The organism is Marinomonas posidonica IVIA-Po-181, from assembly GCF_000214215.1.
Classification (GTDB): Bacteria; Pseudomonadota; Gammaproteobacteria; order Pseudomonadales; family Marinomonadaceae; genus Marinomonas; species Marinomonas posidonica.
Genome location: NC_015559.1, coordinates 1,188,062 through 1,206,495 on the forward strand (window position 1 = coordinate 1,188,062; position 18,434 = coordinate 1,206,495).

General features: G+C 44.9%; 21 protein-coding genes. 12 read left to right on the plus strand and 9 right to left on the minus strand.

What is annotated here, in order from left to right:
• The first annotated feature begins 3 nt into the window (after nt 1-3).
• From MAR181_RS05540 to MAR181_RS05560, 5 genes are all read left to right on the plus strand, one after another.
• Nucleotides 4-453 (plus strand): pyridoxamine 5'-phosphate oxidase family protein, encoded by a 450-nt coding sequence (locus MAR181_RS05540; protein ID WP_013795616.1) that lies wholly within the window; start codon nt 4-6, stop codon nt 451-453.
• 117 nt (nt 454-570) lie between these two features.
• Nucleotides 571-876 (plus strand): NIPSNAP family protein, encoded by a 306-nt coding sequence (locus MAR181_RS05545; protein ID WP_013795617.1) that lies wholly within the window; start codon nt 571-573, stop codon nt 874-876.
• Nucleotides 877-956: 80 nt separating this feature from the next.
• Nucleotides 957-1,301 (plus strand): hypothetical protein, encoded by a 345-nt coding sequence (locus MAR181_RS05550; protein WP_013795618.1) that lies wholly within the window; start codon nt 957-959, stop codon nt 1,299-1,301.
• 210 nt (nt 1,302-1,511) lie between these two features.
• Nucleotides 1,512-2,150 (plus strand): hypothetical protein, encoded by a 639-nt coding sequence (locus MAR181_RS05555; protein ID WP_013795620.1) that lies wholly within the window; start codon nt 1,512-1,514, stop codon nt 2,148-2,150.
• A gap of 30 nt (nt 2,151-2,180) precedes the next feature.
• The gene (locus tag MAR181_RS05560) at nt 2,181-2,684 is read left to right on the plus strand and encodes a GNAT family N-acetyltransferase (RefSeq protein ID WP_013795621.1); all 504 of its coding nucleotides are present in this window, start codon (nt 2,181-2,183) and stop codon (nt 2,682-2,684) included.
• Between the two features lie 44 nt (nt 2,685-2,728).
• Here MAR181_RS05560 and MAR181_RS05565 read toward each other — a convergent pair whose 3' ends face one another.
• The 5 genes from MAR181_RS05565 to MAR181_RS05585 form a co-directional block, all read right to left on the minus strand.
• The gene (locus tag MAR181_RS05565; protein WP_013795622.1) at nt 2,729-3,484 is read right to left on the minus strand and encodes a GntR family transcriptional regulator; all 756 of its coding nucleotides are present in this window, start codon (nt 3,482-3,484) and stop codon (nt 2,729-2,731) included.
• Between the two features lie 71 nt (nt 3,485-3,555).
• Entirely contained in the window at nt 3,556-4,650 is a 1,095-nt protein-coding gene (locus tag MAR181_RS05570; protein ID WP_013795623.1) for an ABC transporter ATP-binding protein, read from the minus strand.
• Between the two features lie 29 nt (nt 4,651-4,679).
• Entirely contained in the window at nt 4,680-5,537 is an 858-nt protein-coding gene (locus MAR181_RS05575) for a carbohydrate ABC transporter permease (RefSeq protein WP_425357353.1), read from the minus strand.
• 21 nt (nt 5,538-5,558) lie between these two features.
• Nucleotides 5,559-6,494 (minus strand): carbohydrate ABC transporter permease, encoded by a 936-nt coding sequence (locus MAR181_RS05580; protein ID WP_013795625.1) that lies wholly within the window; start codon nt 6,492-6,494, stop codon nt 5,559-5,561.
• Nucleotides 6,495-6,626: 132 nt separating this feature from the next.
• Nucleotides 6,627-7,892 (minus strand): ABC transporter substrate-binding protein, encoded by a 1,266-nt coding sequence (locus tag MAR181_RS05585; protein ID WP_013795626.1) that lies wholly within the window; start codon nt 7,890-7,892, stop codon nt 6,627-6,629.
• 192 nt (nt 7,893-8,084) lie between these two features.
• Between MAR181_RS05585 and nagB the strand changes: the two genes are divergently transcribed.
• The 5 genes from nagB (at nt 8,085) to MAR181_RS05610 (ending at nt 13,801) form a co-directional block, all read left to right on the plus strand.
• Nucleotides 8,085-8,870, plus strand: a complete 786-nt coding sequence (nagB, locus tag MAR181_RS05590) for a glucosamine-6-phosphate deaminase (RefSeq protein ID WP_013795627.1) — start codon at nt 8,085-8,087, stop codon at nt 8,868-8,870.
• Nucleotides 8,871-8,880: 10 nt separating this feature from the next.
• On the plus strand, nt 8,881-9,762 hold the full coding sequence (locus tag MAR181_RS05595) for a glucosamine kinase nucleotide-binding domain-containing protein (protein ID WP_013795628.1): 882 nt from the start codon (nt 8,881-8,883) through the stop codon (nt 9,760-9,762).
• Nucleotides 9,759-10,904: an N-acetylglucosamine-6-phosphate deacetylase gene (gene nagA / locus MAR181_RS05600; protein WP_013795629.1), complete on the plus strand. Its 1,146-nt coding sequence runs from the start codon at nt 9,759-9,761 to the stop codon at nt 10,902-10,904. The genes MAR181_RS05595 and nagA overlap by 4 nt, the downstream gene beginning before the upstream one ends.
• Nucleotides 10,905-11,110: 206 nt before the next feature.
• Nucleotides 11,111-12,919, plus strand: coding sequence for a methyl-accepting chemotaxis protein (locus MAR181_RS05605; RefSeq protein ID WP_013795630.1), 1,809 nt, complete (start codon nt 11,111-11,113; stop codon nt 12,917-12,919).
• 429 nt (nt 12,920-13,348) lie between these two features.
• Complete coding sequence (locus tag MAR181_RS05610; RefSeq protein WP_013795632.1) at nt 13,349-13,801, plus strand: GNAT family N-acetyltransferase; 453 nt, start codon at nt 13,349-13,351, stop codon at nt 13,799-13,801.
• Nucleotides 13,802-13,851: 50 nt separating this feature from the next.
• Here the strand turns inward: MAR181_RS05610 and MAR181_RS05615 are convergent, their stop codons facing one another.
• Both MAR181_RS05615 and MAR181_RS05620 read right to left on the minus strand, forming a co-directional pair.
• Nucleotides 13,852-14,499, minus strand: coding sequence for a LysE family translocator (locus MAR181_RS05615; RefSeq protein WP_013795633.1), 648 nt, complete (start codon nt 14,497-14,499; stop codon nt 13,852-13,854).
• A gap of 78 nt (nt 14,500-14,577) precedes the next feature.
• Nucleotides 14,578-15,372: an AraC family transcriptional regulator gene (locus MAR181_RS05620; protein WP_013795634.1), complete on the minus strand. Its 795-nt coding sequence runs from the start codon at nt 15,370-15,372 to the stop codon at nt 14,578-14,580.
• Between the two features lie 298 nt (nt 15,373-15,670).
• Between MAR181_RS05620 and MAR181_RS05625 the strand changes: the two genes are divergently transcribed.
• Nucleotides 15,671-16,039 carry a SpoIIAA family protein gene (locus tag MAR181_RS05625; RefSeq protein WP_013795635.1) on the plus strand — a complete coding sequence of 123 codons (369 nt, stop codon included), beginning with the start codon at nt 15,671-15,673 and terminating at the stop codon, nt 16,037-16,039.
• A gap of 7 nt (nt 16,040-16,046) precedes the next feature.
• Here the strand turns inward: MAR181_RS05625 and MAR181_RS05630 are convergent, their stop codons facing one another.
• Nucleotides 16,047-17,390 carry an anti-phage deoxyguanosine triphosphatase gene (locus MAR181_RS05630; protein ID WP_041651189.1) on the minus strand — a complete coding sequence of 448 codons (1,344 nt, stop codon included), beginning with the start codon at nt 17,388-17,390 and terminating at the stop codon, nt 16,047-16,049.
• A gap of 110 nt (nt 17,391-17,500) precedes the next feature.
• Between MAR181_RS05630 and MAR181_RS05635 the strand changes: the two genes are divergently transcribed.
• Nucleotides 17,501-17,776: a LysR family transcriptional regulator gene (locus MAR181_RS05635; protein ID WP_013795637.1), complete on the plus strand. Its 276-nt coding sequence runs from the start codon at nt 17,501-17,503 to the stop codon at nt 17,774-17,776.
• On the opposite strand, the gene MAR181_RS05640 is transcribed toward MAR181_RS05635, so the two are convergent.
• Nucleotides 17,773-18,432: an NUDIX hydrolase gene (locus MAR181_RS05640; protein WP_013795638.1), complete on the minus strand. Its 660-nt coding sequence runs from the start codon at nt 18,430-18,432 to the stop codon at nt 17,773-17,775. The two genes, MAR181_RS05635 and MAR181_RS05640, sit on opposite strands and share 4 nt — an antisense overlap.
• Between the last annotated feature and the right edge of the window lie 2 nt (nt 18,433-18,434).

Genomic DNA, 18,434 nt, shown 5'->3' on the forward strand with positions numbered 1-18,434 from the left:
TCTATGCTAACGGAAGAAGTTAAACAATCAATAAAAGAAAGCGTTTTGTGCTGGCTAGCGACCTCTGATGAAAAAGGAGAGCCAAATTGCTCACCAAAAGAGGTATTTACATACTCAGACAATGACGAACTTGTAATAGCAGATATTGCGTCACCAAATAGTGTAGCGAATCTAAAAGTAAATCCACACGTATGTGTTAGCTTTATTCACGTTTTTAAACAGAAAGGTTTTAAAATCAAGGGCCGCGCCAGATATTTCACGCCTCAATGTAAAGAATACCCCAGCCTTTTCAGCTTAGTGGAGCCTGTAGTCGGCAGAACTTTTCCCGTCAAGGGTATTATTTTGGTATCAGTGACAAGCTGTAGTCCAATTATTGCACCCGCTTATTACTTGGTCAGTGGTACCACCGAGGAAAGTCAAATAGATTCAGCTAAACAAACTTATGGCGTATAACAAACACGATCAAAAATCGTTCCACTTTGTTGCACTGGACCTTCCTATCGGTCGACCTTTTATGTAGGCGTTATGCGTAGCCCAAAAAAATCAAACAATTTGAAGGAATCAATGTTTATGATTACTTGTTATGTTAGGTATGTAATAGATCCAAAGAAGGTCAAAGAGTTCGAAGAGTACGCGAAAATGTGGATTCCACTTGTTGAGAAATTTGGTGGTCAACATAATGGCTACTTTCTGCCATCGGAAGGCGCAAACAATGTAGCTTTGGCGCTTTTTACGTTTGAAAGTTTGTCAGCTTATGAAGACTATCGCACTAAGTCTCTAAATGATCCTGAGTGTACTAAAGCTTTTGAATTTGCCGATCAAGTGGACTGCATTATTAGCTATGAGCGTAGCTTTTTTAGACCAGTACTCGGTTAAACAAGCTATGCATGAATTAAAGTAAATAATTAGGGTCAGAGTTAAATTAAATTCTAACGGACCCATGACCCCAAAGTATTATGCGTAAATCCGATAAGAAACTCGATAATCAAATCCGTTTAGCCCTGACTGATGTGTGTGAATCGGCGTTGAAAAGCCTTAATGGCTTTGAGTGGTTAACTCACAGTGTGAATTATGATCGCTTTCCGGAGAGTCTGAAGGTGGTGTGTGTGTTTGACACCAATGAGCATCTTGGGGCGTTTAACGTGTCTCCTTTGAGTCGCCAACTTGAAAGGCAAATTCATGCTGAATTTAACGCTTTAGGGGTTAAGGTTAAGAATATTCAAGGTCATGTGTTTTACGATACGGAAGAAAATTGCGAGCAGTTTCATAATGGCAATTGGGCGAGAAGGCTGCAAGGTTAGTGGTTTTTTTCATATTGCATTCTCAAACGTAAATGCCTGTCTGAAGAGCGTTTTGATTCAACGAGTGGTTCACAAGTCTCAAAGCGAGAATGTTGAAGATAAGAAAGAGCTAAGTTGTTGATATCATAAGCTTGTTGTTTGTAAATTAAACTGTTTGACGGCCTGATTACATGGACCAATCATGCATTTACTAAGGAATCGGTACCTTATATGAGATTCGAGTTGGATCATTTCTTTATATTGACTGATCAGCCTGAGCAAGCGGGAGATTTGTTGGTGGCGTTTGGTCTGCAAGAAAGTTTTCGCCGGGATCACAAGGGGCAGGGAACCTCGAATCGTCGTTTTGAGTTTGCTAATGGCATGTTGGAGATCTTGTATCTGCGAGATGTGGAGGAAGCCAGAAATGGCCCAGCTAAGGAGATGTATTTAGCGGAGCGAGTGGCACAGCCTGAGACGTCACCTTTTGGTGTGGTTCTGACTCGAATCAGTGGGTCGGAATCGGTTAGGCCTTTTAAGGGGTGGTCTTATCAAGCCGATTATTTTCCCGCGCCGAATGCGTTCCATGTAGGGGATAATTCAAATCGTCTGCACGAGCCTTTGTGCGTGTATGTGCCTTTTATGGCACCAGTAGAACGCAGTATAGATGCAAATCCGTTGCGAACCCTTGCTGAAGTGACACTCTTGGTTCCCGCACAAGCCTTCTCTGACACCTTAGATAGCTTGTCATCGGTTGATAGGTTAAGCGTTGAAAGAGGCGATGAGCATCTCGTCGAAATGACATTAGGCGAGGGAGTGTGTGGGAAATGGAAAGATTTTCACCCTCAATTGCCACTCAAAATTCACTGGTAACATGCGTTAATTTAACGACAAGGATGGTGTATGTTAGTCACGCCCAGTTTAAAGTATGAAGAGAGTTTTTATCGCTATGTTAAAGAGCTTGCTGATGAAGACCCTTATCCCTATCCGCTGACGTTTGATTATTCTGATTTTGCTCACTATGTGACTCTGTTAAAGCATTATTCTGAAGGCAAAACGTTACCGGATTCCCTTGTGCCGAATACCACTTTCTGGCTGATTGAAAATAATGAGATGGTCGCTTGCTCTCATTTACGACACGTTTTAAATGATTCACTTCGCTTTGCTGGTGGTCATATAGGAGTGGGTGTACGACCGTCTATGCGTGGCAAAGGTTATGGTCGGAAAATATTAGATTTAACCTTAGTGAAGGCCTATAAAATGGACATTTCTGAAGTACATGTCCATTGTTATGAAAGCAATTTAGCATCAAGAGCCATGATTGAATCTGTGGGGGGACAGTTTGATTCCAGCACCTATATAGAGTCTAAGAACGAAAAGATACTCAGATTCATACATTCTCAGTGACTCAGAATCCACATCATATCTGTTTGGCTTATGCCTTTGACCTATCAATGAGTGTCATGAATTTCCGCCACGAAGTCATAGCTGTCTCCTGGGAACCAAGAACGGGTAAATTCGACCGGTGTGCCTTCTTTATCGACACCGGTTCGTTCAATATACAGCACCGCAGCCTGTTCAGAAATATCCAATAATTGGGCGCGATTATCGTCCAGTGTAATGGCTCGAATGCGCTGAAATGCTCTGACGGGACGTCGGCCTTGTGCTTCTAGAATCTCATACAGAGAGCCTTCAATGGCAAAGGGGTTATCCAGATAATGACTGGGCACGGTTGCCAGTTCCAGCGCCATTGGCTTGCCATCCACATAGCGCAGACGATAAAAACGGACGACTTCTTCTTCGGGTGACAATTGCAAGGCATGGCGCTCATCGTCATGGGGCACACCAAGGGACCGATCAAGCCATTTGGCGGTGGTTTCTTTGCCTCTGTCGCGCATCACTTCGGTAAAGCTGCGCAAGTGATTTAACGGTTGTTCTACTCGCTCACTGACAAAGGTTCCGGCGCCTTGACGTTGTGTCAGAACGTCTTCTTTTACCAGTTCATCAATGGCTTTACGAATCGTCACTCGGGACACATCCAGATATTTCGCCAAATCTCTTTCGGGCGGTAATACGTCACCATTCCCTAATCTTTCTTCTGCAATGGCCGTTTGAATGGCATTTTTTACCTGAATATACAGTGGGATGCCCTTCTTTTTAAGGGCATCAGATGGACCAAAAAGGTCGTTCACTCTATGTATCGTCATAATGTATTTCCTGAATCGACACTCCATGCCACTGTTAAATTCATGACCGAGTCCCCCGTTTCTAGGTGACTTTATTCATTCGTCACTCTGTCCAAAGTCACCCCATTGGCATCAAAAACGTATACTTTGTGAGGCTCTATACCAAAGGAGACGGTGTCTCCCGCCTGAAAAGCCTGATCCCCGTCTACTTTTGTTACCAGCTCGCCTTCGTCTCCCAAATCCATATAGACATAAGAGACTTCACCAAGATGTTCAACGAGAGAAACAGAGCCTGTCAAAGGATTGTCCAGAGAGGCTTGAGTACAGTGCTCGGGACGCAAACCTATGGTCACCATTTGCCCTTGATGCAACTCTGAGCTGTTAACCGATGCGCTAATAATGCGACCGGATTCTAACATGACTTGCGTCGACTCAGGACCTTGTTGATGGATTTTCCCCGTTAAAAAGTTCATCTTAGGCGAACCAATAAAACCCGCCACAAACTGTGTTTTTGGTTGATGATACAGTTCAAGTGGGGCGCCGACCTGTTCAATGCGTCCCTTGTTCATCACCACAATTTTGTCGCCCAGAGTCATGGCCTCTGTTTGGTCATGGGTGACGTAGATTACCGTGGCCTGTAACTCTTGATGCAACTTACCCAACTCTACTCGTGTTTGTACCCGTAAAGACGCATCCAGATTCGATAAAGGCTCATCAAATAAAAATACTTTAGGTTCTCGAACAATCGCCCGACCAATTGCCACACGTTGACGCTGACCACCGGATAATTCACGCGGTAAACGCTCTAAAAGGTGATCGATTTTGAGTTTTTTGGCCGCTTCTAACACCTTGTTCTTAATAAAGGCTTTATTTTGACCTGCGATTTTGAGACCAAACGCCATGTTCTTATACACATTCATATGAGGGTATAAGGCGTAAGACTGAAACACCATTGCCACACCACGCTTGGCAGGGGGGCTGGTGTTGACTCGCTGACCATCAATCATCAAATCGCCTTCTGAGATCTCTTCCAACCCTGATAACAGCCTCAGCAGGGTGGATTTTCCACATCCGGATTCGCCAATTAAAACAACGAATTCCCCTTCTTTGACCTCAAGATCAATGCCATGAAGAACTCGGACATCTCCAAAGCGTTTTTGAATATTTTTCAGTTGTAAATTTGCCATATTAAATCCTTCTAGTCGCAATAAAACGACTACTTCACCGCGCCGCTGGTCAGACCACGGATTAACTGCCTAGAAAAAATGGTATAGAGAATCAGAACCGGAACAATGGCCATCGTCAGCGCCGCTAATACCGATGTCCAGTTGGTCACATATTGGCCCACGAACTGTTGAACCCCTAGGGTAATCGTCCTTGTTTCTTCACTCGGGGCGAGAATTAAGGGGAACCAAAGGTCATTCCAGATCGGGATCATGGTGAACACGGCCACCGTTGCCATTGCAGGTTTCAGTAGAGGCAAGATGATGCTAAAAAAGATACGGTATTCGCTGACCGCATCACATCGTGCGGCTTCCACTAGCTCTTTTGGAATCGTGCGGACAAACTCCGAGAGAATGTAGACCGCCAAGGGTAAGCCCTGCGCTATGTACACCAGCACCAAGGAGGTCAGTGTATTGACTAGATTAAGGTCGACCATCAGTCGCAAGATGCTCACCGTACCCAGGCGAATCGGAATCATGATGCCCATTGCAAACAAAAAGGTAATCAGCAAATTCATCCGGAAACGGTACTCAGTGAGTGCCCAAGCGGCCATGGCCCCCAACAAAATCACCAAGCCCACCGCCAAGACGGTTACCAGCAAGCTGTTCCAAGCAAACAAGCCAAAGTCAGAACGCAACAGCACCTGTTCAAATCCAACCAGTGAAAATGTCTCACTGGTTGGCAGGGCCAATGGATCACGAAAAATCCCCTTACGGTCTTTGAAGGCATTCATAATGACAATCAAGATAGGAAACAAGGCAATGACGGTATAGGCGAGTAAGATCCCATGAACGGTCACACTCTTAGACATCTGGCCTGCCGAGGTGTTTTTAGGTAAAAAAACCTGCATTAATTTCATGATTGGGCCCTTTTAAAACTGGAAGCGTTGAATACGACGCTGAATAAAAAACAAGAACAGCATCACACCCACCAAGATAATTAGGAACATCAAGGTCGCCACCGCCGCGCCCATTGTGCTGCTACCTTGTTGCAACTGAAACCCGAAGAAGGTTCGGTAGAAAAAGGTCCCCAACAGGTCGGTCGAAAAGTTCGGACCTGCGAGCGCTCCCTTTACCGCATAAATCAGTTCAAAGGCATTAAAATTGGCCACAAAGGTTAAAATCGACACCATCGCAATGGTCGGTAAAATCAACGGCAATTTTATGTGGAAAAAGGTTTGCATGGGGCTTGCGCCATCCACGGTACTGGCGTCAATAATGTCATCTGGAATATTCAACAAGGTGGCGTAAATCAGCATCATCGGAATGCCAACAAATTGCCAAACGGAAATAAAGCTTAAGGTCACCAGCGCACTGCCTTCTTTGCCCAGCCAGGCATCAAAGTATTGACCTAAACCTATGCTGTATAAAAACTCTTCCGAAATTCCCCAAATGGGGCTGAGTATCAGTTGCCAAACAAAACCAATGATCACCACAGACAGCATGGTTGGCATAAAAATCAGGGTTCGATAACTGCTGGCCAGTCTTAACTTAGGGGAACTCAGCAACACGGCTAATAACAGTCCAATCGGATTCTGTAGCAGCATATGAAAGGCAAAAAACTGAAGATTATTGGACAATGCATTCCAAAAAGCAGAGGACCAATTCTCATCCGTTACCAAGGTGATAAAATTCTTTAAACCAACAAACTCGCTTTGCCCTGCCTGTTCCTCATAAAGACTGAGAATCAGGGTGTCGAGAAGAGGGTAAACGCTAAAGGTAAGGTAAATGAGTAAACCTGGCCCAAGAAACCCCCATAGGTGCCATGGAAAAGGTTTGTGTTCTTTAGTACGTTTGGAAAACATCATGATTCACTCTCATCAATAAATGACAAGGAGGCGACGTCATTGGTCGTCTCCTTGTCATTTCACAGAACTGCGGCTGATTCAGCCATCTTTCTGTCATCTTTCTATCAGCGATCTTTCTATCAAGGATTCATGTTACTGCTGAGGTCCGTACCACTGTTCTAATCCTTGTTGAGTTTCAGTGGCCGCTTGCTCTGGTGTCATGGTGCCATTAATGACCTGAGCACTGACGTTCCACAGTTGGTTTTCCAGATTTGGTGTACCGCGAGAAAGAATCTGATACGAGTTACGAATCGTGGATTCGCACTGTTGGCGCCAACTGATAAAGGTTTGTGCCGCAGGGTCTTTTATCGCAACACTGTGATTTGACAGTGGGAAGAAGCCAGGCACTGCATTCGCAAACAATTCCCCAAACTCGGCGGAAGCCATCCAATTCAAGAAAATTTTGGCCGCTTCCTTATGCTTCGAAGCCGTATTAATGCCCATGCCAATGTCTGTGTGGTCACTGATATAGCAGGTGTCACCTTGTTTTAGGACGGGAGGTGGAAAGGCACCAAATTCAAAGTCCGCCTGATTATTAAAGGTTTGAATATCCCAAGACCCCGCTGGGTAAATGGCGGCCCGACCTAGCGTAAATAAGTTCTGTGAGTCTGAATATTTCTGGGCTTCAAAACCGCGCCCCAAATAAGGTTTCCATTTTGCTAACTCTTTCCAAGTATCCACATACGCTTGGTCCGTTAGCTTAGCGGTGCCATCAATCAGACCTTTACGACCGGCTTCTCCTTTCCAGTAATTAGGTCCAATGTTTTGAAAGCCCATTGTCGCCGCTTCCCATTGATCGGCGGTGCCCATATCCAACGGGGTATAACGACTTTCTGATTTGATTTTGGCCAATACTTTAAAAAACTCGTCTTGTGTTTTTGGCACCGTCAGATTGAGTTCTTCAAAAATCTCTTTGTTATAAATAAAACCGTGGATCACAGACGCCATTGGCAAGCAGAATTGCTCACGACCATCGTCTGTTACCCAAGCACTTTTCGCCACATCAGAAAAGTCTTCCAAACCCTTTAAGCCATTTAGCTTTTCAAGGTAACCAGAGTCAAAAAGCTGCAACGAAGCGTCGAAGGGGCGGCAAGTAATGATGTCGCCAGCTGAGCCTGCTTGGAGCTTTGCCTGTAAGGCGGAATTGTAGTCGGTCGGTGGGGTGGGGGAAAACTGTATCTTGATGTCTGGATGGTGCTTGTTAAAAGCGGGAATAATGGTATCAGACCATATATTTGCGTCGTCAGTTCTCCAGCTTTCGACATATAAGGTGTCCGAAGCCTGGGCCATGCCAGCCAACAATAATGTGGCAAAACAGGCTAGCTTGTAACTAGGTAAAGCGGAACATACTTTTCGCATGATAACTCTCCGATTGTGTTTTGTTGTTCTCTTAGTGTCATTTTCGTCATTGGTATTTCTTAGGTATTGTTATTTTTTCAAGATATCGCCAATAATGGGCAAATGTCAAACCAAAATAATCAGGTGATGCATTTCGTTTTGCACTTTTGGTTTTTTTGGTATTAAATTGGTTTTATTTTTCGGAATTGACTTATGCGAGTTATCATTCTTGATACTGCCAATCAGGTGGCTCAGTATGCCGCTGACCTTCTATTAGAGACGGTGCGCAAAAAAAGCCGACCTGTTTTAGGGTTGGCCACAGGTTCTACCCCCATTAGCACCTATCAGCAGGTCATTAATGCCGTTCAAGCAGGTCAGGCTTCCTTTAAAAACACCACCACCTTCAATTTGGATGAATACATTGGTATTGATGACACTCATCCGCAAAGCTATCGTCATTTTATGAAGCATTACCTTTTCAATCATATTGATATCGACTTAGCCAACACCCACCTTCCTATGGCGGCGTCACTTGATGAAACGCGATTAGTGGAAAACGCTCAAGATTACGAAAACGCCATTCAAGAGGCTGGCGGGATTGATTTACAACTGCTTGGGATTGGCGAAAATGGCCACATTGGTTTTAATGAGCCTACTTCCAGTCTGCGTTCTCGCACCCGAATTAAATCTTTGTCGGAATCCACCATCGAAGCCAATAAGCGCTTCTTTGCCGATGGTGAATATCAACCCCACCTCGCTTTAACCATGGGCATTGAAACCATTCTAGAAAGCAAACACATCTTATTGCTGGCGACAGGTCATAAAAAAGCCGCTGCTGTAAAAGCCATGGTAGAAGGCCCACTCACCGCCATGTGTCCAGCCAGTGCATTACAGCAACACGCCAAGGCTTGCTTGGTACTCGATCAAGATGCCGCCGCTCAATTGTCATTAAAAGATTATTATGTCTGGTGTGAGAAACAACGTCAGGAGCTGACATAAGGAGATGCAAATGAAACAGTTTTATCTGGGCGTGGATGGGGGCGGGACGTTCTGTCGAGCCCGTCTGGTCGACCACAATGGACAGGTCTTAGGAGAGGCGGTGGGAGGTTCTGGCAATCCAAGAACCGGAATCGAAAGCGCTTGGCAAAATATTCTTGAAGCCTGCTTTGAAGCGTGCAAGCAAGGGCACATTGACATAGAAGATTATCCAAATATTTCGATTGGTCTGGGGTTGGCTGGAGTCAATCAAGCATTAGAGCAAGAGCTCATCTTATCTCAACATTCTCCGTTTGGCCGTTGTTACCTACTGACCGATGCGCATGCGGCCTGTTTAGGGGCGTTTGATGGCGAAAACGGCGGTTTGATGATCGTCGGTACGGGCAGCTGTGGTGTTGTTTATATTGACAAGAAATTCGATATTGTTGGGGGATGGGGGTTTCCGCTTTCGGATCAGGGCAGTGGCGCACGAATTGGCTTGAGTGCATTAGAGTACTCTCTTGCGGCCTTGAGTGGCGTCTTGCCTGAGTCGGCTCTCACCCAATCCATTAATCGCGACTTTGGTCACCGCCCTGAACAATATGTGCAATTTCAAAACCACTCTCCCTTGCCTAAAGAGTTCGGTACATTCGCCATTAAAGTCTTTGATTTTGCCGAATCTGGTGACCCAATCGCTTTACGAATTATCTCAGAACAAGCGCAATGGATAAGCCAATACCTAACCTGCTTAATCCACAAAGGCGCACAGAGCATTGCCTTAGTGGGGGGCGTCTCTGAGGCAATAGCGCCTTATTTGCCCGATGACATACAAGCCTATTTACGTCCACCACAAGGCGACGCTATGGATGGTGCCATTAAAATGGCAAAAGAACAGATTGGGAGAACGTCTTTATGACAGTACTGAAGGTGAAGCGTCTATTTGATGGTGAACAATGGCTTAACCACCAGCAAGTTACGATAGAAAACGGTAAAATTCAGGATATTACCCCCATTGATTATCCCCAGTTAGCAACGCAACTCATTGACATACTGGCCCCAGGGTTTATTGATGTCCATGTGAACGGCGGCGGGGACGTTCTGTTTAACCATACGCCCACTCTGGATGCCTTAAAGGTGATCGTCAAAAACCATGCTCAATTTGGCACGGTCGCCATGATGCCAACGTTAATTTCCGATGACTATGACGTCATGTCACAAGCTCATGACGCTGTGTGCGAGGCATTACAACAGGGTTTGGCGGGTATAATTGGTTTACATTATGAAGGGCCTTATCTGAACCCGATTCGAAAAGGCGTGCATAACGAAGACAAGCTTCGTATGCCAAACGAAGAAAAGCTGTTCAAAATACTCGATGTCGCGAACCATGGCAAACTCATGGTCACCTTAGCGCCAGAGCAAGTCCCCGATGGCTTTATTGAAAAACTGGTTAAACAACACGCCATTGTTTGCATTGGGCACTCCGCCGCTACCTACGATGAAGCGATCAGGGCAGTCCATTGTGGTGCACGTGGCTTTACGCATCTCTTTAATGCCATGACGCCCCTGACAAGTAGAGAACCTGGGGTGGTTGGGGCAGCCTTGCAAAACCAATATAAGACTTGGTGCGGACTGATTGCCGACGGACATCATGTGCACCCTGCGACCATGAATATCGCTATGCAAGCCAAAGGCTGTGAACACATAATGCTGGTCACAGATGCCATACAAAGCGTTGGTTCCAGCAAGTCCGAACTGCCATTTTTAGGTCAAAAAATACATCGTAAAAATGGTAAGGTGACCACCGCCGACGGCACCTTAGCTGGGTCAGATCTGGACATGGCCAGTGCCGTTAGAAATACCATACAATTGATTAAACGAACCCCTCAAGAAGCTTTCCAAATGGCCTCCTTACGACCCGCGCAGTTTTTAGGTCTCGACCATCAACTTGGTCGTATTAAAGTCGGCTACCAAGCCAGCTTGGTTGCGCTTAACCAAGACTATTATGTCACCCAGACTTGGATCGACGGCCACCCCATGTTGGAGCCAAAAACGCACTAATAAGAATCACAACGCCACTTTTTTGGTGATCTAGCATGCATGTTTACTAAGCTTCTATCCTATGGATAACGCCAGCAAACCATGTGATGTTTGATGGCTATTTTTCTAACCTCTCTCCATCAGAATGGGCATGAATATTGCGTTAGGTTAATGAGTTACTTGAGTTACTCAATCGTATGTTCATCATCCGCTGTAGAGGTCATAACATGTTAAATAGATTATTTAAAAAACAGAAAACACCTCATTTCGCTATTGACGATAGTCGCCTAAATGACATTTCAGAAGATCAATATTCTGCAACGACTCAACAGAATAATCCTCTTGAGAATTTTTCTCACGGCGTTTCTAGTGCACTAAACTTTCTGCAAAATTTACTCAGATTTGCCAGCACAGCAGGGGAAGCCCAAGACAGTTTAATGCGGGAAATAGACGTTCGTTCTCATAATTTACGCACTGGGTTGAGTCAAACACGTCAAGAAATTGAAGCCAGCACCAAGAGTGCTAGCCAAATTAAAGAGAATACTCGACAGTCGGTTGAGCAAAGAACCCTTGCCATCAGTAATGAACTGGCTCGCATTAGTAATGAATTGGACGCCAAAGCCGAAGGCGCGACAAAAGTTTTGAACAATATCGAAGACATAGGGAAAGGCATTCAACTGCTTGCTCTCAATGCGACCATTGAAGCCGCACGTGCAGGGGATCATGGACGAGGGTTTGCGGTCGTTGCGAAAGAGGTTGGTGAACTTGCCAAAAAAACCATGGCACAAACCAATGAAGCCGTCAAACTGATCGACTTATCCAGTATGACTCAGTCACTCCAACAAACGATGAACACAGTTGATCAGGAACTCAGAACTCTGGATGTGGAAATTGCGTCTTCCCTATCTGACATTCAAACGCGTTTTACTCAAATGTCTGATCGTCTAGAAACCATCAGTGGACACAATTCAGTGGTATTTGAATTACTCGAAGCCAGTAAAGAATCGTCAAATCGAACCATCAATAAGGTGGGGTGGGCTTCTGATATAACGCAATCTCTAGACTCATACCTTACCCTTGAGGGTGACTTGATAGAAGATGGCATTAACCAATTTTTAAAAGCCAATCATGTTTACAACACGCCTTCCTTTGATAAATTAGCGGAAATTAAAAAGCGTGGCGTCATTTACGTTGCCGTTGATCCTGCGTTGGTAGGGGTGACATTTCGTCGTTCTCCTAATGGTGCTATTCAAGGTATGGATGCAGAGTATGCCAGAGCCTTTGCGGATTGGTTGGGGGTCAAATGTGAATTCATAGAACATCCTTGGGATCTACTAACCGAATTGTTATTCGCAGGAAAAGAAAAAGGCCAACCAAATGTGGATGTGGTGTGGTGCGCGATACCACCCAGTGATTTTTATCAAGGCATTGCCTTTTCAGACACTTACACCTATCTCAAGTTTGTTTTATGTCGACAAGCCAATGACACCTCAATCAAACATCTGTCTGATTTAGAAGGCAAGGTACTGGGGGTGATCAATGATCCGGCCGCCTTAACCACTTTGGAAGAACAGGGTTTTCGCTGGGCAGAAAATGAGCACAAACCTGGTGGCAAGATAAGATTGTCGAATCTCATTGCTTATGGCGACATATCAAGGATTCATGATGCTTTAGCCGATGGTTCGATTGATGCTTTCGCATCCGATCATCCTATATTTCATTGGGCGTCGGTCAACCCAGCCAGTCCTTGGCATAACAAGATAGAGGTGATTGACAGCATCTTGCCTGAGCCGTTTTACTATTCTGCGGTGGTCTCAGCCGAACCTTCTTCTTATCACTTATTAAAAGCCATCAATGACTTTATAGAGGAATTTAAACAAACGCCTCAGCGCTTGAAAATTGAAAACGAATGGCAAGGAGAGGTGATTGATCACACTCTGAGTTATCGTGATGAAATGGGCAACCTAAAGGGCATTGATGAGTTGCAAGCTCTTTACTTAGAGCATCAACAAAAATATGCCCTGATTGAAGCCTGACGTTTTATGGTGAAAAGGCCAAATAAGAACCTATAAAGAAACCTTCTTTTGGCTTATTTCAGCCTTTTGGTTTTCATATAACCATTGGCTTTGTTGAATGCATGACAGTCTTCTTTTACATAGAGGGTTATTCATGTTTTCAGAAAGGCACTTTTTTATGTTCTTAGTGGCATTCATGGTGGATCATGGCGAGATGCGTTACCTTAAAATGCTTAATAAGAGCAAATTAGACTGACAAGTAAGCCGTTATCTACTGTTTTTTTTGAGTCCTATAGGTGACAATTTTTCAATAAAAAATCGAGTTTTCGCGTTTTAAAAGAAGGTTTGTTCTCATGAAAAAGAGCTGGAACTTGCCGTTCCAATACGGGTTAAGGTTGGCATGATTACGCAGCTTGAGTTTTACACCATGTTAGTCTGTTACGAGGGTTTATGACGGTTTCGCTTTTGGTTGACTTTCCCAATGAAGTGCCTGTTGTTGCAAAGTGGTACTTCGATGAATGGGCTCATGTGGACGAAGATGCCACATTGGAAAGTGTTATTCAAAAATTGTCATTAAGCCTAAACAAAGCGTCCTTGCCTTTGGCTTTTGTTTCGCATCTGGAAAATAAGCTCGTTGGAGCTGGTGAGATAAAACAGCGAGCATTGCCTGAATATGTTGGTTGTCATTATTGGTTGGATGGTATTTATGTACCGCCCGATCATAGAGGAAAAGGTGTGGCAAAAGGCTTGATTGAGTTTGCACTCTATGTCGCAAAAACCATGCAATTACCATCCTTATATTTAAGGTGTTTAGAGCATAATGTTGCACTCTACCAAAAGCATGGTTTTCAAGTCGTAGGAGAGGCGCAGAATAAATACATCATGGCGATTCAATTCTCTTGAAGTATGTCTCTAGTGACCAAAGCACTCATCATAAAAGTTCAAAACGCCTGCTAATCCAACAACACGCCATACAGAATGCCTGTTCCTAAGAGGCAAAAGAGCACACCGCACAGTAAATCTATGTATCGACTGAGCCGTCCTAATAGGACCTGACTGGTTGGCTTGGTGAGCAGCCAAGCCAAGGCACTGAACCAGCCGAGTGACAATCCCCCAATAATCAGCAACGCCGTGCCTTTACCTGTCCAAGACATGCTGGCAGGGATTAAGCTGGACATCAAGCTGATGAAAAACACTAATGCTTTTGGGTTGAATAGGTTGGTCAATAACCCCTTAGAAAAAGCCTGATGCTTTTGATTTAACAAGGCTTTGTTCTGCGTCTGAACCAAGTTGCTTGCTCGCTGCCAGTTTTGGTAACTGCTGATTAACGCGCCGCCACCCAGATACAAAAGATAAGCGCCACCTAAACATTGCAAAAAGCGAAATAGGGTGGGCTGCTGGTGAACCAATAAACTGATGCCTGTGATACTCAATACGGCGTGAGTCAAAATGCCCAGTGATAGGCCAAGAGCAATGTAAAAGCCGGTTTGACGACCATAGCGCGAAGCGTTTTGTACCACTAAGGCGAAGTCTGGCCCAGGGCTGATCAAAGCAACAAAGTGCACCAATGCAAGTGTTAGTAAGATGGATGGCTCGTTCATTATGTTCTCTACTGTTTTCAACAAGAAGGTGCTGATTATCGCCACCCTTTCTGTATTGGGCTTGTAAAATAATGACATTTAACGAATTTGTGAGGGAGAAACGCCAAAACTGTGTTTAAAGGCTTTGCTAAAGTGTGCTTGATCGTAAAAGCCCACTTGTTGGGCCACGTCTGTACCAGGTATCTTGGCTTTTAATAATTTCATGGCTTGCTCTAGGCGCAAGCGAGAGAACCAAGCATAGGGTGTCATTCCGACTTTGGCTTTAAATTGACGTTGGAATTGGCTTGGACTGAGGTGACACAAGTCCGCCAGTTGTTGTAAGGAGACAGGTTCGGCTAGATGCGCCAGTAAAAACGCTCGCAAACGTTCAAGGTTGCTTTTCCCTAGGGCATAAATTGGCTTGGCGTGACTTTGTCCATAACGCTCCACTAAAGGTGAGAAGCCTTCGAACGGCAGGCAGTCGCGAGCCAGTTGGCTTAATTCTTCGTTGCATAAGGCCATGTAAGCTTGAGTGAGTGATTGGAATACTATTGGGTCCTGAATGACATTGTCAGTAAAGGTCAACTGGCCTTGAGAAGATCTAGTGATGTGCATTTCGTTAAACCAATGTGGCTCAACTGAAAATACCTGAGTTTTGTAGCCCGAATCCAACATAGCTTGGCCATCATGTAGGACATCAGGCGGCATGATAATGATGTCGCCAGGTCCAACGCGATGACGTTCACCTTGTGAAGCAAAGGCTTGCTGACCTTCCAAAATGAGTCCAAAGTGATAATCGAGATGGTAGTGTCGATCAAATTCAAACGATTGATAATGTCCGCTGATTAAACTCACACAAGGGTCGGGAGAAGTGAAATGTTGTACTCTGTCCATGTCAGTACTTTATCCAAGATGATACTTTTATTTATGAAGGCATAGTATTTATGAAGGCATAGTATTTATGAAGGCAAGCGAGGGAGGGTATTAACCTTCCAGCTCACTCTTGCCTTAATAGGACGTTTCACTGATAAGACTGACGTTCAGAAGACTTATTCGTACCATCCCTAATCAATAGCCGACGCTATTGATTAGCTTAAAGGATGAATCGATTGCTGTCTTGTAAAAAACTGACAGCCAGAGTGAAAACGACTAACTTTAATATCATTGATTGCTAGATCATCAGGAGAAGGTTATGTTCCGTGTTGAAAAACAAGGTGAAAACCACTTATACATTGAGCTTGATGGCCAGATGGATTCTGAGCAAATGGAAGTGGCTCTGAATGAATTTATTTTACTGGCTCAAGGCATTGAAAAGGGCACTATGTTGTACGAAATAGCCTCCTTTCACTTTCCTTCTTTTAGTGCCATTGGCATTAAACTATCCAAGCTGCCTACTTTGTTTAGCTTGATCGGTAAGTTTCGTAAAGCCGCGGTGCTGACCGATGAAACGTGGCTGCAAAAAGTCAGCGAGATTGAAGGGCTGTTGATTCCGGGCCTCGACATCGAAGCTTTCCCATTGGATGAGAAGGCGGCTGCCGAGGCATGGCTGGCAGCAGAGTAAAAAAGGTCTACATAGGTTCAAAGACCGACCCCAAACTTGGCACGAACAATTTGTTGTACATGCGGCTGGCGTAGTCGTCAGTCATGGATGCCATGTAGTCACAAATGATGCGCAACCCGCTCTCGCCTTGATCACGGCTTCGCTGCCATTCATGGGCAATTTCTCTGGGCAATAATCTGGCTGGATCGGCGCTGTAAGCTTCAAACATTTCCAACAGCATTTGTTGGCCTTTGTAAACCAGCATTTGCACTTCTGGGCGCTGGATAATGTGCTGCATTTCAAACTGTTTTAAAAGCGCCAGTGCTTGTCGCTGTCCTTCTGGCAAGCCAACTTGGTAACGCAGTAAAGGGTGTTCGAATTTTAGGTTTTCAACGACCCGACAAGAGGTAATAAACCAGCTAACCAGATTGCCAATGGCTTCTTTTCTTAAATGACTTTGACGGCTGAACAATTGAGTTCGTAAGCTGTTCAGGTTTTCCGCTAAGAAGGGCGAGGCTAAAGCCGAGAGCTTTGGTTCTAAGTGCTCTAGCCACATTTCTTTGGTTACCATGCCAAGCACAATGGCGTCTTCTAAATCGTGTACGCCGTAAGCAATGTCGTCGGCTAAGTCCATGATGCTGGTGTCAAAGCTGGCATGCTTGGCTTTGGCGTGAGTCGCTGTGGTATTTTGCAGGTCTTGTAAAGCGGCTTTGTCAGCGTCACTAAAGGGTTCAATGATCCAATCTAATAAGTCTTGCTCGTCTTCATAAACACATTTTGGAGGGGCCCAATTTGCGGCTTTGAATTGACGAAAATTGTTTGGTTTTTCTGGGTATTGGCCTACTACCTGATTGTGTAAAACCGGGTATTTCAAAATGCCGAGCAAAGCACGGCGGGTCACGTCCATGCCGTAATTTTCGGAGTAAGAGCCGCGTTTGCCAAGAATACGTAATGACTGGGCATTGCCTTCAAAACCACCTTTATCCAGCATCATATAATTAAGTGCAATTTCACCACCATGGCCAAAAGGCGGGTGGCCAATATCGTGACTTAGACAGACGGTTTCAATCAGTGCGTCGTCTGCTAGCCAAGGTTGGAATTCAGCATCATCAGCGGAACTGAACTTGAGGTGGTGAACAATGCCATTGCCAATTTGCGCCACTTCTAATGAGTGAGTTAAGCGCGTGCGGCTGTAGTCGTTTTGACGTATCGCCAGAATTTGGGTTTTTGATTGCAAACGACGAAAGGCCGCGCTATGAATGATGCGCGCCCTGTCTCTTTGATAGGGGGTTCGATAATCATTGTCACGGGATTCTTTATGACCAGATTGCCTTTCTTGCCAAGGTAACATCTTATCGTTTGCCACTGTCATATTTTTATCTATCAAGGTAAAGAAACCTCAATCTTTCATGAAAACACGATATAGGTCAATGTTCCATGAAAAAGCCTTGGGCATAATGAAGCTTATTATAAGGAATCTTTATGCTTAATACTCAACATCTGATGACATACAAAGCCTTGGTGGAGACGGGGAGTTTTACCCAGACCGCTAAACAATTAGGGCTGACACAGCCAGCCATTAGTCAGCACATTCAAAAACTGGAAAAAGAGCTGGGTGAATCATTATTGATTCGTCATGGGCGCCGAATTGAACTGACGCCAGCAGGTCAAGTGTTGCTAAAACACATTGATCAACTAGAAGTCTGCTATCGTGATTTTATGACCTCATGGGAAAGGGTCGCTGAACACGCGCACTAAAGAGTATTAGCAAGGTGTCTTGATAGGGTCTGGTAAAGGCCGTACAAAATTCCCGCCGTGACTCCCCAAATACGAATGTCTTGGTAATAGATTTCAAAGTAACCACGAGAAATGGAATCCAGCTTGCGTTGTTTGAAGGCATAGTTCTGAGGCGTCAGTAGGTGACGTAATGGCACCCAGTGGACGGATTTAACCTCTTCCTCACACAAACTCAGTTCACTTCGGCGTGTCATTTCAGCCACAATGGGCTTAATGCAGAAACCTGATAAGGTACAATATTCTCCAAGCTCCCCGAGTAAATCAAAGCAATCTGGTGCCAATCCGACTTCTTCCAATGTCTCTCTCAACGCTGTGTATTGAATGCTGGCGTCGTCTGGGTCGTGTTTGCCACCCGGAAATGCGATCTGGCCTGGGTGATTGCGCATGTGCAGGGCTCGCTGAGTCAGCAATACATACAGCTCACCGTCTTCTGGCGCTTGCCAGATCGGAATCAATACTGCCGCGGAACGGTAATCCAACTCATAACCTTGTGGAAACATTTCTTCGTCTGGGTTATGGATACTCTGCCGATAGGGGGTTTTGTCTAAGGCGGCACGAATGTCATCTAAACTAAGGTCAATAGGTGGAGCATTTAAAAACTGCTCAATGTCTGACATGG

Coding starts and splice junctions, on each gene's coding strand:
- MAR181_RS05540 (WP_013795616.1), top strand. CDS start 4: ATGCTAACGGAAGAAGTTAAACAATCAATAAAAGAAAGCGTTTTGTGC.
- MAR181_RS05545 (WP_013795617.1), top strand. CDS start 571: ATGATTACTTGTTATGTTAGGTATGTAATAGATCCAAAGAAGGTCAAA.
- MAR181_RS05550 (WP_013795618.1), top strand. CDS start 957: ATGCGTAAATCCGATAAGAAACTCGATAATCAAATCCGTTTAGCCCTG.
- MAR181_RS05555 (WP_013795620.1), top strand. CDS start 1,512: ATGAGATTCGAGTTGGATCATTTCTTTATATTGACTGATCAGCCTGAG.
- MAR181_RS05560 (WP_013795621.1), top strand. CDS start 2,181: ATGTTAGTCACGCCCAGTTTAAAGTATGAAGAGAGTTTTTATCGCTAT.
- MAR181_RS05565 (WP_013795622.1), bottom strand. CDS start 3,484: ATGACGATACATAGAGTGAACGACCTTTTTGGTCCATCTGATGCCCTT.
- MAR181_RS05570 (WP_013795623.1), bottom strand. CDS start 4,650: ATGGCAAATTTACAACTGAAAAATATTCAAAAACGCTTTGGAGATGTC.
- MAR181_RS05575 (WP_425357353.1), bottom strand. CDS start 5,537: ATGCAGGTTTTTTTACCTAAAAACACCTCGGCAGGCCAGATGTCTAAG.
- MAR181_RS05580 (WP_013795625.1), bottom strand. CDS start 6,494: ATGATGTTTTCCAAACGTACTAAAGAACACAAACCTTTTCCATGGCAC.
- MAR181_RS05585 (WP_013795626.1), bottom strand. CDS start 7,892: ATGCGAAAAGTATGTTCCGCTTTACCTAGTTACAAGCTAGCCTGTTTT.
- nagB (WP_013795627.1), top strand. CDS start 8,085: ATGCGAGTTATCATTCTTGATACTGCCAATCAGGTGGCTCAGTATGCC.
- MAR181_RS05595 (WP_013795628.1), top strand. CDS start 8,881: ATGAAACAGTTTTATCTGGGCGTGGATGGGGGCGGGACGTTCTGTCGA.
- nagA (WP_013795629.1), top strand. CDS start 9,759: ATGACAGTACTGAAGGTGAAGCGTCTATTTGATGGTGAACAATGGCTT.
- MAR181_RS05605 (WP_013795630.1), top strand. CDS start 11,111: ATGTTAAATAGATTATTTAAAAAACAGAAAACACCTCATTTCGCTATT.
- MAR181_RS05610 (WP_013795632.1), top strand. CDS start 13,349: ATGACGGTTTCGCTTTTGGTTGACTTTCCCAATGAAGTGCCTGTTGTT.
- MAR181_RS05615 (WP_013795633.1), bottom strand. CDS start 14,499: ATGAACGAGCCATCCATCTTACTAACACTTGCATTGGTGCACTTTGTT.
- MAR181_RS05620 (WP_013795634.1), bottom strand. CDS start 15,372: ATGGACAGAGTACAACATTTCACTTCTCCCGACCCTTGTGTGAGTTTA.
- MAR181_RS05625 (WP_013795635.1), top strand. CDS start 15,671: ATGTTCCGTGTTGAAAAACAAGGTGAAAACCACTTATACATTGAGCTT.
- MAR181_RS05630 (WP_041651189.1), bottom strand. CDS start 17,390: ATGACAGTGGCAAACGATAAGATGTTACCTTGGCAAGAAAGGCAATCT.
- MAR181_RS05635 (WP_013795637.1), top strand. CDS start 17,501: ATGCTTAATACTCAACATCTGATGACATACAAAGCCTTGGTGGAGACG.
- MAR181_RS05640 (WP_013795638.1), bottom strand. CDS start 18,432: ATGTCAGACATTGAGCAGTTTTTAAATGCTCCACCTATTGACCTTAGT.